This window comes from Pseudarthrobacter sp. NPDC080039 (assembly GCF_040702335.1).
Lineage (GTDB): Bacteria > Actinomycetota > Actinomycetes > Actinomycetales > Micrococcaceae > Arthrobacter > Arthrobacter enclensis_A.
In genome coordinates this window covers 1-14,979 of record NZ_JBFBKY010000010.1, presented here as the reverse complement: position 1 = coordinate 14,979, position 14,979 = coordinate 1, and the positions used below count along the sequence as shown (strand labels likewise).

13 protein-coding genes are annotated in these 14,979 nt (G+C 66.3%); 8 read left to right on the top strand and 5 right to left on the bottom strand.

The genetic code is table 11. From position 1 onward, the window contains the following. Position 1 precedes the first annotated feature (1 nt). The 3 genes from AB0313_RS12695 to AB0313_RS12685 are packed head-to-tail and all read right to left on the bottom strand — an operon-like array spanning position 2 to position 3,300. The gene (locus AB0313_RS12695) at positions 2–925 is read right to left on the bottom strand and encodes a carbohydrate ABC transporter permease (RefSeq protein WP_331324908.1); all 924 of its coding nucleotides are present in this window, start codon (positions 923–925) and stop codon (positions 2–4) included. Continuing rightward, positions 922–1,932, bottom strand: a complete 1,011-nt coding sequence (locus AB0313_RS12690) for a sugar ABC transporter permease (protein WP_141943800.1) — start codon at positions 1,930–1,932, stop codon at positions 922–924. Before AB0313_RS12690 ends, AB0313_RS12695 begins: the two co-directional genes overlap by 4 nt. Before the next feature lie 6 nt (positions 1,933–1,938). Then, complete coding sequence (locus AB0313_RS12685; RefSeq protein ID WP_174237541.1) at positions 1,939–3,300, bottom strand: extracellular solute-binding protein; 1,362 nt, start codon at positions 3,298–3,300, stop codon at positions 1,939–1,941. 220 nt (positions 3,301–3,520) lie between these two features. Here AB0313_RS12685 and AB0313_RS12680 point away from each other — a divergent pair, with 220 nt between their 5' ends. Next, positions 3,521–4,573, top strand: a complete 1,053-nt coding sequence (locus AB0313_RS12680) for a LacI family DNA-binding transcriptional regulator (RefSeq protein WP_366305884.1) — start codon at positions 3,521–3,523, stop codon at positions 4,571–4,573. A gap of 151 nt (positions 4,574–4,724) precedes the next feature. Here the strand turns inward: AB0313_RS12680 and AB0313_RS12675 are convergent, their stop codons facing one another. Both AB0313_RS12675 and AB0313_RS12670 read right to left on the bottom strand, forming a co-directional pair. Next, a complete protein-coding gene (locus AB0313_RS12675; protein WP_366305882.1) occupies positions 4,725–5,972 on the bottom strand; it encodes an FAD-dependent oxidoreductase in 1,248 nt (415 codons plus the stop codon). Continuing rightward, entirely contained in the window at positions 5,965–7,257 is a 1,293-nt protein-coding gene (locus AB0313_RS12670) for an aromatic acid/H+ symport family MFS transporter (protein WP_366305880.1), read from the bottom strand. The genes AB0313_RS12675 and AB0313_RS12670 overlap by 8 nt, the downstream gene beginning before the upstream one ends. A 47-nt stretch (positions 7,258–7,304) precedes the next feature. On the opposite strand from AB0313_RS12670, the gene AB0313_RS12665 reads away from it, so the two are divergent. From AB0313_RS12665 to AB0313_RS12635, 7 genes are all read left to right on the top strand, one after another. After that, on the top strand, positions 7,305–8,111 hold the full coding sequence (locus tag AB0313_RS12665) for an IclR family transcriptional regulator (RefSeq protein ID WP_366305878.1): 807 nt from the start codon (positions 7,305–7,307) through the stop codon (positions 8,109–8,111). Positions 8,112–8,218: 107 nt separating this feature from the next. After that, positions 8,219–9,349 (top strand): cupin domain-containing protein, encoded by a 1,131-nt coding sequence (locus AB0313_RS12660; RefSeq protein WP_366305876.1) that lies wholly within the window; start codon positions 8,219–8,221, stop codon positions 9,347–9,349. Then, positions 9,349–10,176, top strand: a complete 828-nt coding sequence (locus AB0313_RS12655; RefSeq protein ID WP_366305874.1) for a fumarylacetoacetate hydrolase family protein — start codon at positions 9,349–9,351, stop codon at positions 10,174–10,176. The genes AB0313_RS12660 and AB0313_RS12655 overlap by 1 nt, the downstream gene beginning before the upstream one ends. Continuing rightward, positions 10,176–10,928 (top strand): maleylpyruvate isomerase family mycothiol-dependent enzyme, encoded by a 753-nt coding sequence (locus AB0313_RS12650; protein WP_366305872.1) that lies wholly within the window; start codon positions 10,176–10,178, stop codon positions 10,926–10,928. The genes AB0313_RS12655 and AB0313_RS12650 overlap by 1 nt, the downstream gene beginning before the upstream one ends. Before the next feature lie 246 nt (positions 10,929–11,174). After that, complete coding sequence (locus tag AB0313_RS12645; protein ID WP_366305870.1) at positions 11,175–12,770, top strand: helix-turn-helix domain-containing protein; 1,596 nt, start codon at positions 11,175–11,177, stop codon at positions 12,768–12,770. Further along, entirely contained in the window at positions 12,767–13,699 is a 933-nt protein-coding gene (locus AB0313_RS12640) for a glutaminase (RefSeq protein ID WP_366305868.1), read from the top strand. The genes AB0313_RS12645 and AB0313_RS12640 overlap by 4 nt, the downstream gene beginning before the upstream one ends. Before the next feature lie 45 nt (positions 13,700–13,744). Further along, on the top strand, positions 13,745–14,979 hold a 1,235-nt coding region (locus tag AB0313_RS12635; protein WP_366305866.1), incomplete at its 3' end, for an amino acid permease.

Genomic DNA, 14,979 nt, shown 5'->3' with positions numbered 1-14,979 from the left:
GTTATTTAACTCCTCCGGCGGTCAGCCCGCCTACTAGGTAACGCTGGAAAATCAGGTAAAGAATGACCACTGGTGCGGCACATACCAGCGCCGCCGCCATCATCTGGCCGTAGTAGGGAATGGCGCCGCCTTCCTGCGAGGCACCAAAGATCTGGAGTGCGACGGCGGCGGTCTGGCTTTCGGGGCGTGTCATCACCGAGGCAAAGAGCACGTCATTCCAGCCGAGCAGGAACGCGAAGATGCCGGAGACGACAATGCCGGGCCAGCTCAGCGGGAGGATGATCCGGAAAAGCACTCCCAGGTTGGACGCGCCGTCGATCCTTGCCGCCTCTTCCAGTTCCTTGGGAAGCCCGCGGAGGTAGGTGACCATCACCCAGGTGGAGAACGGCATGGCGAACGTCAGGTAGGTGACGAACAGCCCCCACTGGGTGCCGATCACCTGGATTCCCAGGTAGGTTGCCGCCGAGGAAAACAGGACGAAGACCGGCAGCACCATCAGGGTTCCCGGCACGGACTGCAGCGCCAGGAGGCCCCGCAGGATGCTCAGCCGCCCGCGGAAGGTGTAGCGGACCAGGACGAACGCGGTGGAGACGGACAGTGCAGCGGAGACCACCGCGGTCGCGCCGGCCACCAGGACACTGTTGGTCAGGCCGGTGGCAAGGCCGACGCTGGTCCAGATCTTCGAGTAGTTCTCGAACGTGACCGTGGACGGCCAGAACTCGCCGTTTGCCACCCCGATGTCCGAGTTCACCGAGGCCAGGAAGATGTACAGCACCGGAACCAGGACAAGTGCGCCCAGGAATACCAGGACGATAACCAACAGGGGTCCCGGGAGGAGCCGCAGCACCTCGTGCTGGCGGTGCGAACCCGGACGGTCCACCTGGACGGTGGCCGGACTCTGCCGTGTGGCTGTGGTGGTGCTCATTTCTTGCCTCCTGGTGTATCGGCGTCGTCAAGCTTGACGGCACGCAGGTAGACGAACAGCGGGATGGCGATGAGCACCAGGGAGATGAAGGCCATGGCGGCGCTCAGGCCAAACCGGAAGCTCTGGAAGCTCGTGACGTAGGTCAGGATGGGAAGGACTTCGACGTCGGACGGGGCCGGGACGCCGAACAGCACGAACGGGAGGGTGAAGTTGTTGATGTGGTGCAGCATCCCGATCAGGAAGGCCAGCGACAGCGGGCCCTTCAGGTAAGGGAAGACCACGTACCGCAACTTGTTCCACCACAGCGCCCCGTCCAGGGCGGAGGCCTCGTGCACCTCGTGGTCCACGGACTGCAGGCCGGACAGAGCCAGCAGGTAAATGAACGGCCAGGAGGCCCAGATCTGGACCAGGACCAGCGTCCAGAAGGTCTGCGGCCCATTGAGCCACAGGCCTACGTGGATGCCGACCGTTGCCAGAGCCTCGTCCACGATTCCGCCGGGCTGGAGCATGGTCCGCCAGACCGTTGCCACCACAAAGGACGGAAGCACATAGGGGATAAGGAAGATGGAGCGTATTACCGCCCTGCCCTTGAACGCGTTCTGCGTGGCCACCGCGGCGGCGACGCCCAGGGGCAGCGTCACCACCATGGCCAGCAGCGAGTAGCTGACGCTGAGCCAGACGGCGTGGAGCAGGGGCGAGTCCGTGACAGCTTCCACGAAGTTCTCAGCGCCGATGAGCGGTGCGCTGATCCATTTCCGCAGGGTGTACTGGTCCAGGTTGAGGACGGACATGTAGATGCCCAGCAGCAGCGGGACCACGATGATGATGATCATCAAGGCTCCGCCCGGGATCAACATCCAGAGCGGGCGGTTGCGTTCGCTCAGGCCCTTGCGGCGCGGACCGCCCTTGTGCCCGGGCTGCTGCCCGGCGTCGTCGGTATTCCGGGGCGCCCGGCTTGCGGCGGTATCCGCCGCAAGCCGGACTTCATGGGAGGCGTCGGTTGACATCAGAACCTATCCTTTGGAGGCCCGGTCCAGGGAAGCCTGGCCCTTGTTCTGGGCGTCCTTGATCCTTTGGTCGAGGGCGGACTCGTCCACCTTGCCGGCGGCCAGGTCCGGAATGGACTGCACCGTGACGTTGAGCAGGCCCAGCTGGATGTCGCCCCAGGCTCCGGTGAACGGCGTTGCCTTGGACTTGGCAGCGGCGTCTGCAACCGGCTTGAGCTTGGGATCGGTCAGGCTGGCGAGGGCCTCAGCGTTGGCAGGCAGGTCGCCGAAGATCTTCTGGTAGTTCAGCTGCTCGTCCTTGGAGGTGATGAGATTGATGTAGGCGAAGGCCAGGTCCTTCTGCTTCGAGTAGTCAGCCACCACCAGGTTGTCGCCCGAAAGGATGCTGGCGGCGGGGGCGTCGGACTTGGACTGCGTTTCACCCGGTGCGATGGTGGGCATCACGGTGTATTGGTACTTTCCGGCAACTGCCGACTTGTCCAGGGTGGGGATGGAGCTGGAGGTGGTCATCATCAGGTAACCCGCCTTGCCGCTGGCAAAGGCTGCCACGGCGTTGCTGTTGCTCCAGCCGACGGAAGCAGGGTCAACAACCTTGTCGTTGGTCAGCCAGCCGAAGTAGGTTTCGTAAGCCTTCTTGACGGTGGGATCGTCCATCTTCAGCTTGTTGCCATCGACCAGGGGGTTTCCGGCCTGGACGGACATGGCCCAGATGAACTTCCAGGGGTCGTAGTTGTCCTTGTAGCCGGTGGCGATGCCGTAGGTGTCCCCCTTGGTCATCTTCTTGGCCTGGGCTGCCAGTTCGTCCCAGCTGGTGGCGGGCTTGTCGATGCCGGCTGCGGCCAGCAGGTCCTTGTTATAGGCCATCACGAACGGACGGCTGACGAAGGGGATGCCGGCCATGTGGTCCTTGTCCGGCCCGGAAATTCCCAAGGCGGCCTGGTTGAAGCGGTCCTTGCCGCCTACTGCCTTCCAGTCGTCATCCGACAGGGTGACGAATGCTTTGGTGGCGTAGGCCGTGGGGGTGAAGGTGGTGCCGAGTCCGTAGATGTCCGGGCCCTGGCCTGATACCACCGAGGTCTGGATCCGGGTGAGCTCGTCATTGGCCGAGGCGAAGGTTTCGAATTTCACGTCGGCCCCGGTCTGGGCCTTGAACTTGGCGGCGATATCACTCTGCCACTGCTTCTGCTGCTCGGGGTACTGGGTCTGCACGCCGACCAGGACGTTGAGGGTCTTGCCCGTACCGTCAACTTTCCCATTCGCATTGGTTGAGCCTCCGCTGCTGCCGGAGCCTCCGGATCCACAACCGGTCAGGGCGAGCGCTGCAGCCGTGACAACTGCCGCGAGCCCAGTAGTCGATTTAAACCTCATTGTTTTTCTCCTCTAGGACACCCACATGGCCACATCCGTCCTGTGGCGGAAATCACTGCAGGCGACTCGAAAGTCAGTCTAGGAAGATGGCAACGAGAATGGCAAGCGGTTGCCAAAAATTGCCAAAAGTGCTCAGATTGAGTTCACCGGGCTCCGCAAACAGGTAGCCTTGGAAACCCCATTTGGCCGGTTCATGCCGGTCCGCGAGGAAGGCCCAGCGATGGCAGACCCAGCAACTGAGGCGTCAGCCCCGACCGGCCTTGGTACCGGCCTTCAGCGGGACCGCCCGCCCACCATCCGCGACGTTGCCGAGCTGGCAGGGGTAGCCACCTCTACTGTTTCGCGCGCCCTGGCACGGCCGGACAGGGTGAATCCCCGCACCCGCCTGCGGATCGAAGAAGCGGCAGCCGAACTCAACTACGTGCCCAGCTCACAGGCCCGCGGCCTCAGCTCGGGCCGGACCAATGCGGTGGCTGTCCTGGTGCCGGACATCACCAACCCGTTCTACTTCGACATCATCCGGGGCACGCAGCACCAACTCAAGGCAGCGGGCGTAACCCAGCTCCTGGTGGACACCGAGGAGTCCAGCGAGATGGAACTGGACGCGCTGCATAAAATGCGTAAATCCGCCGACGGCTTCATCCTCGCGGCGTCCCGCCTGACGGACGCGCAGCTTGCCGAAGTTTCGCAGTCACAGCCCCTGGTCACGTTCAACCGCGCTTCCACCAGCGCCCCGACGGTCATGATCGATACGCCGTCCGCCATCATCCAGGCCCTGGAGCACCTGGCCTCGCTGGGCCACCACAAGGTCTGCTACGTCGCAGGGCCGCCCACCTCCTGGTCCAACCAGATGCGGTGGAAAGTGTTCGAGGAGGACGCGACCAAACGCGGCATGGAGGTCCACCGCATTGGCCCCTACACCCCCAAGACGACGTCGGGCGCGGCCGCGGCGGACGCAGCCGTCAGGACGGGGGCAACGGCCTGCATCGTCTTCAATGACCTGCTGGCCATTGGCATGCTCCAGCGGCTCCAGGCGCGGGGCATCCGCGTGCCCGCGGACATGAGCATCATTGGCTCGGACGACATCTTCGGCGCGGACTTCTGCAACCCACCCCTGACCACCATCTCCAGCCCCATCGAGCAGGCAGGCAGGGTGGCCGTATCCATGCTGCTGGCCCAGCTCAATCCCCTTTCCGGAAGTGCCAGCCGGCAGCTGGCCGTGATGCCCACCCACCTGACCGTCCGGGAATCGACGGGACCCGCACCGGCCTGACCTCATCGATTGCTCCGTACTTGTCGTTTTCAGGGGTCAAAACGACAAATAGGGAGCAGTCGATGGGGTTGAACGCGCCGGCCCATATATAAGGCGGGCGTACGACGGCGGGACCCACCCGCCGTCGTACGCCCGCCTTGCCTTGCGGTGCTTAGGCCCCGGCCAGTACCGCGCCGGCCGGAACCTCGGCGGGAGCGCCGGGCTCGTTACGGCCGTACAGCCAGTCGTTGTACTGGAAGTTGTTGTCGCCGCGGCTCTTGAACAGCATGTTCCGCAGGACGCGTGCCACGCCGTCCACGTGCCAGGACTCGCCCCAGATCCGGGCGGTGCGCTGGACGCGTGCCGTGCGGGCGGCGCGCTCCTCGTTGAAGTCGCGGAAGGCGGCTTCCCAGGCGCCGGCGTCGATGCCTTCCGGCGTGAAGACCCGGTTGCGGGCGGCATCCTGCAGCACGGCCGCGTCCTCCAGCGCCTGGCAGGCACCCTGCGCCAGGTACTGCAGCATGGGGTGGGCGGCATCGCCAATGAGTGCCATCCGGCCCGCAACCCAGTTCTCGATGGGATCGCGGTCGTACATGGGCCAGCGGATGCCCGTGGCCAGGTTCTTCAGGGCTTCCTGCACGGCGGGCACACAGTCCTTGTACGCGGCCTGGAGTTCATCCACGCCGCCGTACTGCTCTTCGCCGCGTTCGAACGAGGGGGACTTGAACACTGCCACGGTGTTGAGCAGCTGGCCCTTCCGGAGCGGGTACTGGACCAGGTGGCAGTTCGGGCCGAGGTAGACGATGACGTCCTCCAGGTCCGTAGCGGGGGTCTCCTCCGTGATGGGAACGGTGCCGCGGTAGGCCACGTAGGCGGAGTTCACGGGACCGTCATTGGCGACGGTCCCGCGGAGGGTGGACTTCAGACCGTCCGCGGCCAGGATGGCGTCAGCTTCGAAGACCTCGCCCTTGGCGCTGTAGGCGCGGGCGCGGTCACCGTCGGTTTCCACCTTCTGCACCAGGACGTCGTTCACCAGGGTGACGCCGGCCGCCTGGCAGGCCTCCAGCAGGATCCGGTGCAGGTCGCTGCGGTGGATCACCACGTAGGGGGCGCCGTAGCGCTCCTCGAACTCGCCGCCCAAGGTCTGGCGGGTCAGTTCCTCCCCCGTGACCGCGTCGCGGAACACCAGGTGCTTGGGCTGGACGCCGATTTCCAGGGCCTTTTCCAGCAGGCCCCAGCGCTTGAGGACGCGGGAAGCGTTGGGTGCCATCTGCAGGCCCGCCCCCACTTCGCCGAAGGCCGGTGCAACTTCCACGAGGGTGACGTCGGCGCCGTTTTCGCGCAGGGCCAGCGCCCCGGCCAGCCCGGCCATCCCACCGCCCACCACGAGGACATCGGTGGACTCTTTGACGTTAGACATTGGAAACTCCTACTGCTGTTGATTTCTTGATTTTGGCGCCGACGGCGGCGATCAGGACCGCCGCTGCGGCTGCTGCTGCCGCGAAGGCCAGGAAGTTGGAATTGACGCCCAGGCCCGCGGCGAGAAGAAGCCCGCCGGCCTGCGGAGCGGCGACGGCGCCGATCCTGCCCACGCCCAGCGCCCAGCCCAGGGCGGTGCCGCGAAGGTGTGCCGGGTAGTGGCTGGCCACTGCCGCGATGATCAGGCACTGCGTCCCGTGCGTTCCCACACCGGCGAGCACCAGCATGAGGTAGACGACGGCGACGGGCGGCCCGGTCACCAGGACCAGCAGTCCGACGGCGGCCACGGCAGCTGCCGCGATGGCCGTGGGGATGGGGCCGAACCTGGTGCCGGCCCATGCGGTGAGGACCGAGCCCGCCACTGCGCCCAGGTTGAGCGCCAGCGCGAATGTCAGCGCGGAACCGAGGTTGTAGCCGGCCATTTGCATGAGGTTGGGCAGCCAGGTCCCCAGCCCGTACCAGGCGAAGAGGGTCACCAGGGTGCCGATGGCAAACAGCAGGCTGATTCCCAGGTAGGGGGCCCGGAGCAGGGAGCCGAAGCCCGGGGATTCCTTGGCGCCGTCCCCGGCTCCGCCACTGCGTGCGGGAGCAAGGGTCTCCGGCAGGTAGCGAAGACCCAGCGGGATCACCACCGCCAGGGCCACCATGGCCACCAGGAACATCACGGGCCAGCCAAAGGCAGGAATCAGCGGGATGCCCACAAGGGCGGCGATGGAGCCGCCGATGGGCACGCCGGACATCATCAGGGTGGCGATGGTGGACCGCCACTTTTCCGGAACCAGTTCAGCCACAAGGGCATTCGCCGACGGCACCAGGCCGCCCAGGCCAATGCCTGCCAGCAGGCGAAGGCCGCCGAACACGGGTGCGCTGGGAGCGAAGGCGCAAAGGATGGTGAAGACGGAGAACACGACGGCGCAGCCGATAATGGTGCGGCGCCGGCCCCAGGTATCGGACATGCGGCCGGCGAAGACCGCGCCGATCATCATGCCGACAAAAGCCATCGAGCCGATGGTTCCGGCCGTGGCCTTGGTCAGGCCCCAGCCGGTGTCGCTGATGAGTGAGCCCTGGACCGTGCCGTAAACGATCAGGTCATACCCGTCGAAAACGACCAGCAGCCAGCACACCAGTACGGCGAGCACGGAACGCCGGGGAAACCCGGAACGGCCTGCGCCCGGAGCGGGGGCGGCCGTGCGCTGCGGCGCTGCAGCGGAAGTTGTGTGATTCATCCCACCACTGTGCTGGCAGCCCGGGGGCCCGCCCATAATATTCTGTTATGCAGAATCTTCCGGCCCGGCGGAAACCTACTTACTCCATCGAAGCGGTGGACAACGCCCTGCAGCTCCTCCAGCTCCTGCGGGACGTGGGCAGCCTGCGGCTCAAGGATGCCGCGGCGGAACTGGGGGTGGCCCCATCCACCGCCCACCGGCTCCTGGCCATGCTGGTGTACCGGGGTTTCGCGGTCCAGGATGAAACCCGGCGGTACGTTCCCGGGCCGGCCATGGGGGCGGGGCCGGCCGGCTTCAGCTGGACGCGGCAGCTGCGGGACATCGCACGGCCGCACATGGAGCTCCTGTGTGCGCGCACCAACGAGACCGTCAACCTTATGATCCGGGTGGGCACCAAAGTCCGCTTCCTGGACACGGTGGAAAGCAGCAACATCCTGCGCGTTGGCGACCGCCAGGGCACCCTGCTGCCGGCGCACCGGGCATCGGGCGGGAAGGCCATCCTGGCCGAACTGGATCCGGCCATGCTGGAACAACTGTTCCGCACCCCCAACGCGGAGCTCGCCGGTGATTACATTTCCGACGCCGAGTACCCGGCTTTCCTGCGCGAGCTTGAGTCCGTACGGGCCAACGGCTTTGCCGCCAACTTCGAGGGCACCGAGGAAGGCATCAGCGCCTTCGGGATGGCGCTGCACAACGGCAAGGGAATGGTGGTTGGCGCCCTGAGCGTGGCCACCCCCGTTGCCAGGTTCCGGCCGCTGTTCGATGCCGGGCTGGTGGGCGTCATGCTGGAAACCCGGCGCCAGCTGGAGCTGGACATCGCAGCCAATCCGGCGGATGGCGGCGCAACCGGCTGAACCAAGTCCTCAGCTCTTTCTGCTGTACAGAATATGCTGGGGATCACAGCGCTGTTTCCTTAGGGTCGAATCCACGTCGCAATCAGTCCGCAGCAAGGAGATGGCCAGTGTCGATCAGCGCTGAAAACCAAACACACCAGTCCGTCGCGCAGGAACAGCATGTTCCCGCGCCCACCCCGGAGGAGGCTGCCCAGCTGGAGCAGCTGTACCGGGATTTCGACCAGGAGAACCTGATTCCGCTGTGGACGGAGATCGCGGACCTGATGCCCATGGTCCCGTCGCCCAAGGCGGTGCCGCACGTGTGGCGGTGGAACGACCTGTACCCGCTGGCTGCCCGCGCCGGGGACCTGGTGCCGGTGGGCCGCGGCGGTGAACGGCGCGCCATCGCCCTGGCCAACCCGGGCCTGGGCGGCACCCCGTACGCCACCCCCACGCTCTGGGCTGCCATCCAGTACCTGGGCGGGCGCGAAACCGCCCCGGAACACCGCCACTCCCAGAACGCCTTCCGCTTCGTCGTCGAAGGCGAGGGCGTGTGGACCGTGGTGAACGGCGATCCGGTCCGGATGTCCCGCGGCGACTTCCTGCTCACCCCGGGCTGGAACTTCCACGGCCACCACAACGACACCGATGAACCGATGGCCTGGATCGACGGCCTGGACATCCCGTTCGTTCATTACGCGGATGCCGGGTTCTTCGAGTTCGGCACCGAACGCGTCACGGACGAGGCCACCCCTGATATCTCCCGTTCCGAACGGCTGTGGGCCCACCCCGGCCTGCGCCCGCTTTCCGGCCTGGAAAACACCACCAACTCCCCCATCGCCGCGTACCGGTGGAAGTACACCGACGCCGCCCTGCGCGAGCAGCTGCTGCTGGAGGACGAGGGCCACCCGGCCACGGTTTCCCAGGGCCACGCCGCCATCCGCTACACCAACCCCACCACCGGCGGCGACGTCATGCCCACCATCCGCGCCGAGTTCCACCGGCTCCGCGCCGGCGCCTGGACCGAAACAGTCCGCGAGGTGGGCTCGAGCGTCTGGCAGGTCTTCGAAGGCGCCGGCACCGTGACCCTGAACGGCGAAACCAGGGCCCTGGCCAAGGGGGACCTCTTCGTGGTCCCGTCCTGGGCCGCCTGGTCCCTGCAGGCCGAATCCGAATTTGACCTGTTCCGGTTCAGCGACGCCCCCATCTTTGAGCGCCTGAACTTCAACCGCACCTACATCGAAGGACGCACCAAGTAATGAAACTCCTCACCCTCCGCCTGGACAACGGCAGCACGACGGCGGTCCGCCAGGACGGCGATACCCTCACCGAGATTCCAGGCTTCTCCGACGTCGGGGCCCTCCTGCGGGACCCCGCCTGGGAAACCATTGCGAAGGCGGCCAGCGGCCCAACCCACGCCCTCGACGGCGCCGACCTTGCCGCCGTCGTGCCCTCCCCCGGCAAGATCATCTGCGTGGGCCACAACTACCGCAACCACATCAAGGAAATGGGGCGCGAAGTCCCCGCGCACCCCACCCTGTTTGCCAAGTACGCCGAATCCCTGATCGGCCCCAACGACGACCTGGCCCTGCCGCAGGAATCGGACACCGTCGACTGGGAAGCCGAACTCGCCGTCGTCATCGGCAAAACCGGCCGCCGCATCCCCGAAGCCCAGGCGGCAGCGCACATCGCCGGATACGCCGTCCTGAACGACATCAGCATGCGCGACTACCAGTTCCGCACCATCCAGTGGCTGCAGGGCAAGACCTGGGAAAAGTCCACCCCGTTCGGCCCGGCCCTGGTCACCCAGGACGAATTCACCCCCGGCCCGCTGATGACCTCGGCAGTGGACGGCGACGTCCAGCAGTCCACCCCCACCTCGGACCTGGTGTTCACCCCGGAATACCTGGTCTCCTACATCTCCACGATCATCACGCTGAACCCGGGCGACGTGATCGCCACCGGCACCCCCGGCGGAGTGGGCCACGCCCAGGACCCCAAGCGCTACCTGCAGGAGGGCCAGGTCCTGGTCACCACCATCGAGGGCCTGGGCCAGCTGACCAACCGCGTGGTCAAGGAAGCCTGATGGTCGCCCGGCACGACCAGACCACCGATCCCGTCCTGCTCGACGGGCTCCTGCAGGCCAGGCGCGGCACCGCGTTCTTCGCCCGCAAGCTCAACGAGCTCTCCGACGCTGACCTGGACGGGGACTCGCTGCTGCCGGGCTGGTCGCGCCGCCACGTTGTAGCCCACGTGGGCTACAACGCGCGGGCGGTGGCCCGCCTGGTGGAGTGGGCAGCCACCGGGGTGGAGACGCCCATGTACCCCTCCGTGGAGGTCCGCAACCACGAGATCGACTTCGGCGCCACCCTCTCCCCCATCGCGCTGCGGAACCTGTTCGACCACTCGGCAGTGCACCTCAACGTGGAATGGCGCGACCTTCCCGCCGACTCCTGGCACCACAAGGTCAAGACCGTCCAGGGCCGCGTGGTTCCGGCCGAGGAAACGGTGTGGATGCGGACCCGGGAGGTATGGGTGCACGCCGTGGACCTGGGCAACGGGGCCACGTTCAGGGACATTCCCGAACCCGTCCTGGCCCGGCTCCTCACGGACATCACCGGCGCCTGGCACGCCCGAGGTACGGACAACGGGCTCCTCATCAAGGTGGACGGCACCGGCCTGTCGTTCGGTGACAGCGCGGCTGCGTCTCCCACCGTGGTGTCCGGCTCACTCGCCGCCATCGCCCAATGGGCCACCGGCCGCGGCACGGACGGCACTACGGCAACCCACGACGGCGGATCCACCACCCCCGCCCCCGCGGCCCCTGCCTGGATCTAGCTCTACCCCACATGCGCCGGCACACCGGCACCACGCCGGGCCAAAGGCGGGCCAGCATGCGCTGGCCCGCCTTTGGTGTTAAGGGCATCCACGTACCGTGTCCCCGCCTGTCGGCGCACCTCAGACTGCGGACCAAAAATTACCCCCCGCGCTTGGAAGAGGATCCATATTTTGGCCGCCCTGGGCTCGATAGCATGAGGGGACCGGACAGAGCCGTCCGGCGGGATCGACGCAAAAGGACAACCCATGGCCGCGGTTACGGTGGATGACATCCTCTCGGATCTCCCCCTCGGCTTCGCCAGCCTCATCCTCCGGCCGGCCCCTTCGGCGGCGGCCATTGAACGGTTCCTGATTGTCGATGCCGACGACGAAGCGCCCGCAGCCGCAGGAGCCTTTGTCCTGCTCATCGGCGTCCGCGGCCGCTCCGCCCTCCCCGCCCTGCGGCGGCTCCTGAAAGACCCGCCCCCGGTGGTGGCCCTCAAGGGCAACCGCGAAGACCTGGCCGAGGCGGAAGAGCTCCTGCGGGCCGCCGGCTCGGGCCTCCTGTTGGTGGACCCGGCCGCCGACTGGGACCGCCTGCTGTCCATCGCCCAGGACAGGATCCAGCCCCGGAGCTACCAGAGCGAAGTCCTCACCTTGCTTGAGGAAGACCTGTTCGCCATCGCCCAGACCACGGCCAGGCTCACCTCCAGCCACGTGCTCATCGAGGACGCCGCCAATAAGGTCCTGGCGTACTCCACCGTCACCAATGACATTGACGAACTCCGCAAGGCGTCCATCCTGTCCCGCCGCGGCCCGCGGAAGTACGAGCTGCTGCTCAAGGATCTGGGCGCCTACCGCGAGCTGCACCGCACCCGGCAGCCCGTCCGCGTGCCTGCCCGGCCCCAGGACGGGCTCCGTGAACGGGTGGCCATCGCACTCTTCGCCGGTGAACGGATCATGGGCTACATCTGGCTGCAGGAGACCGGAGACGGCTTCGGCCCCGACGTTGAATACGTCCTCACCGGGTCCGCGGCGAGGGTTTCCGCCGAACTGATCCGCTACCGCAACCAGCAGTCCGTCCACATGCGGGAGGACCGGGTTGCACGGATCCTGTCGGGTCCCGCCGAGGCCGCCGCCAGTGCCCACAGCGGCAAGATCCCCTCGGAGCGTCCCGCGGCACTGCTGCTGATTGGCATGTCCGACGCCGACTCCCGGGCTGACGACGCGGCGCTCAAGCACGGCGAACTGGCCAACCTGGCATCCATCCACGCCGCCGCGTACAAAGCGTCCGCCGTCGTGGGCCAGTTCAACGGTGACACGGCCATCATCATGCCGGACCTCCAATCCGGCACGGCGGAGGCGGGGCTGAGGTCCCTCGCGGAAGCGGTGGTCAAGGATGCCCGGAAACACCTCGGCATCACTCCCTTCGCCGCCGTCGGTCCGCTGGCGCAGGACCTGCTGTCCCTCCATCGGGTCACCGGCATCACCGAGGCCCTGCTGGCGTGCGTGCGGGACGCCACGCAAGGCACGGTGGCCGGTGTGGACGATTTCGAGGCGGAAATCCTCTACCGCGAGGCAGCCCGGAACTTCCACAGCTCGTCTTTCCGGCACCGCAGCCTCGCCGCGCTGCTCCAGGAGGACGCCGAACTCGCAGCAACCCTCCGGGCCTACTTCGACGCGTGCTTCGACGTGTCCGAATGCGCCAAGAACATGAACCTCCACAAGAACACCGTCTACTACCGCGTTGCCAAGGCGGCCAGGGTGACCGGCCTGGACTTCGGCAATCCCCGCGATTCACTGGTGGCCCTGCTCCACATCCAGGAGTGGGCCGCCTCCAACGACAATTCAGGCAGGAAATGAGCACCACACTCAGCGCACCGCCACTTGGCCTCCTCCTCGAGGACATCGTCCGGCGCCACCGGCCCCGGCAGAACGCCGGCAGCGTCCCCACAAACATTCCATTCCTGGCCACGGTCCCGTTCGACCGCTTCGGCATCGCTGTCGCCGCCACCTCCGGGGAGGTCTTCAGCTCCGGCGACGCCGGCGTTCCCTTCTCCATCCAAAGCATTTCCAAGGTCTTCACCCTGGCCATGGCCCTGCAGGGCGGCAGGTCCGCCGGCCTTTGGTCCCGGGTGCTGCGCGAACCGTCAGGGACGTCCTTCAACTCGCTGGTCCAGCTGGAAGCCGAGAAGGGCATCCCGCGCAACCCCTTCATCAACGCGGGCGCCCTGGTGGTCACCGACCACCTGCTGGAAGAGACGCCCGACGCCGCCACGCAGCTCCTGCGGTTCCTCACCGAACAAGCGGGCAGCCCTGGTCCGTTCATTGATGAAGCGGCCGCCGCCGGCGAGCTGGACAGCAGCAGCCGCAACCTGGCCCTGGCGCACTTCCTGAAGGATTTTGGCAACCTCACCCGGCCGGCCGCCGTCGTGGTGGAAAACTACGTCCGGCAGTGCTCCATCATGATGACCTGCGTCCAACTGGCCAAGGCCGGCCTGTTCCTCGCCAACAACGGCCAGGGAACATCCGGCACCGTGCTTTCCCCCAGCGAGGCAAAACGGATCGGATCCATCATGCTGACCTGCGGCATGTATGACGCCGCCGGCGAATTCGCCTACCGGGTGGGACTGCCCGGCAAGAGCGGCGTAGGCGGCGGGATCCTGGTCATCGTCCCTGGCCAGTGCTCCATCTGCGTCTGGAGCCCCCGCCTGGACGCCAAGGGAAACTCCCTGGCCGGCACCGCAGCCCTGGCCGACCTCTCCGACCGCACCGGCTGGTCGGTCTTCTAATTTTCCCCATCCAACAAGATCTCCTCCGGATCGAAAGGAATACCCATGCCCAACAACCCCAATGAAGAGGTTGAGTTCGACCACGTTATTGATGGTGGTCACGCGCATGCGACTGAGTCCTCCCTGCACGCGGAGGACAAGGGTTACCACAAGAACCTCAAGCCGCGGCAGATCCAGATGATCGCCATTGGTGGTGCGATCGGTACCGGCCTGTTCCTGGGCGCCGGCGGCCGCCTGAACGCTGCTGGCCCGTCCCTGGTCATCGCGTACGCGGTGTGCGGGTTCTTCGCGTTCCTGATCCTGCGCGCCCTGGGCGAACTGGTCCTGCACCGGCCCTCGTCAGGCTCGTTCGTCTCCTACGCCCGTGAATTCTTCGGTGAGAAAGCCGCGTTCGTCTCCGGCTGGTTCTACTGGATCAACTGGGCCACCACCACCATCGTGGACATCACCGCCGCCGCCCTCTACATGCACTTCTTCGGCAACTACATCCCCTGGATGGCCGCCGTCCCGCAGTGGGCCTGGGCACTGACCGCCCTCATCGTCGTCCTGGCCCTGAACCTGGTCTCCGTGAAAGTCTTCGGCGAAATGGAATTCTGGTTCGCCCTGATCAAGGTCGCCGCCCTCGTCGCGTTCCTGATCATCGGCACCTACTTCGTCATCTTCGGCACCCCCATCTCCGGCCAGCAGGTCGGCATCAGCCTGCTCTCCGACAACGGCGGGATCTTCCCCAACGGCCTGCTGCCCATGATCATCCTCATGCAGGGCGTCCTGTTCGCCTACGCCTCCATCGAACTGGTCGGCACCGCCGCCGGCGAAACCGAAAACCCCGAAAAAATCATGCCCAAGGCCATCAACTCCGTGGTCTTCCGCATCGCCGTGTTCTACGTCGGCTCCGTCATCCTGCTGGCCCTGCTGCTGCCCTTCACCTCCTACCAAAAAGGCGTCAGCCCCTTCGTGACGTTCTTCGGCTCCATCGGCGTCCAGGGCGTGGACGTCATCATGAACCTCGTCGTCCTCACCGCAGCCCTGTCCTCCCTGAACGCCGGGCTCTACTCCACCGGCCGGATCCTGCGCTCCATGTCCGTCAACGGCTCCGCCCCCAAATTCGCCTCCCGCATGAACAAAGCAGGCGTCCCCTACGGCGGCATCGCCATCACCGCCGTCGTCTCCCTCCTCGGCGTCCCACTGAACTACCTCGTCCCCGCCGACGCCTTCGAAATCGTGCTGAACATCGCCTCCGTCGGCATCATCATGACCTGGGCCACCATCGTGCTCTGCCA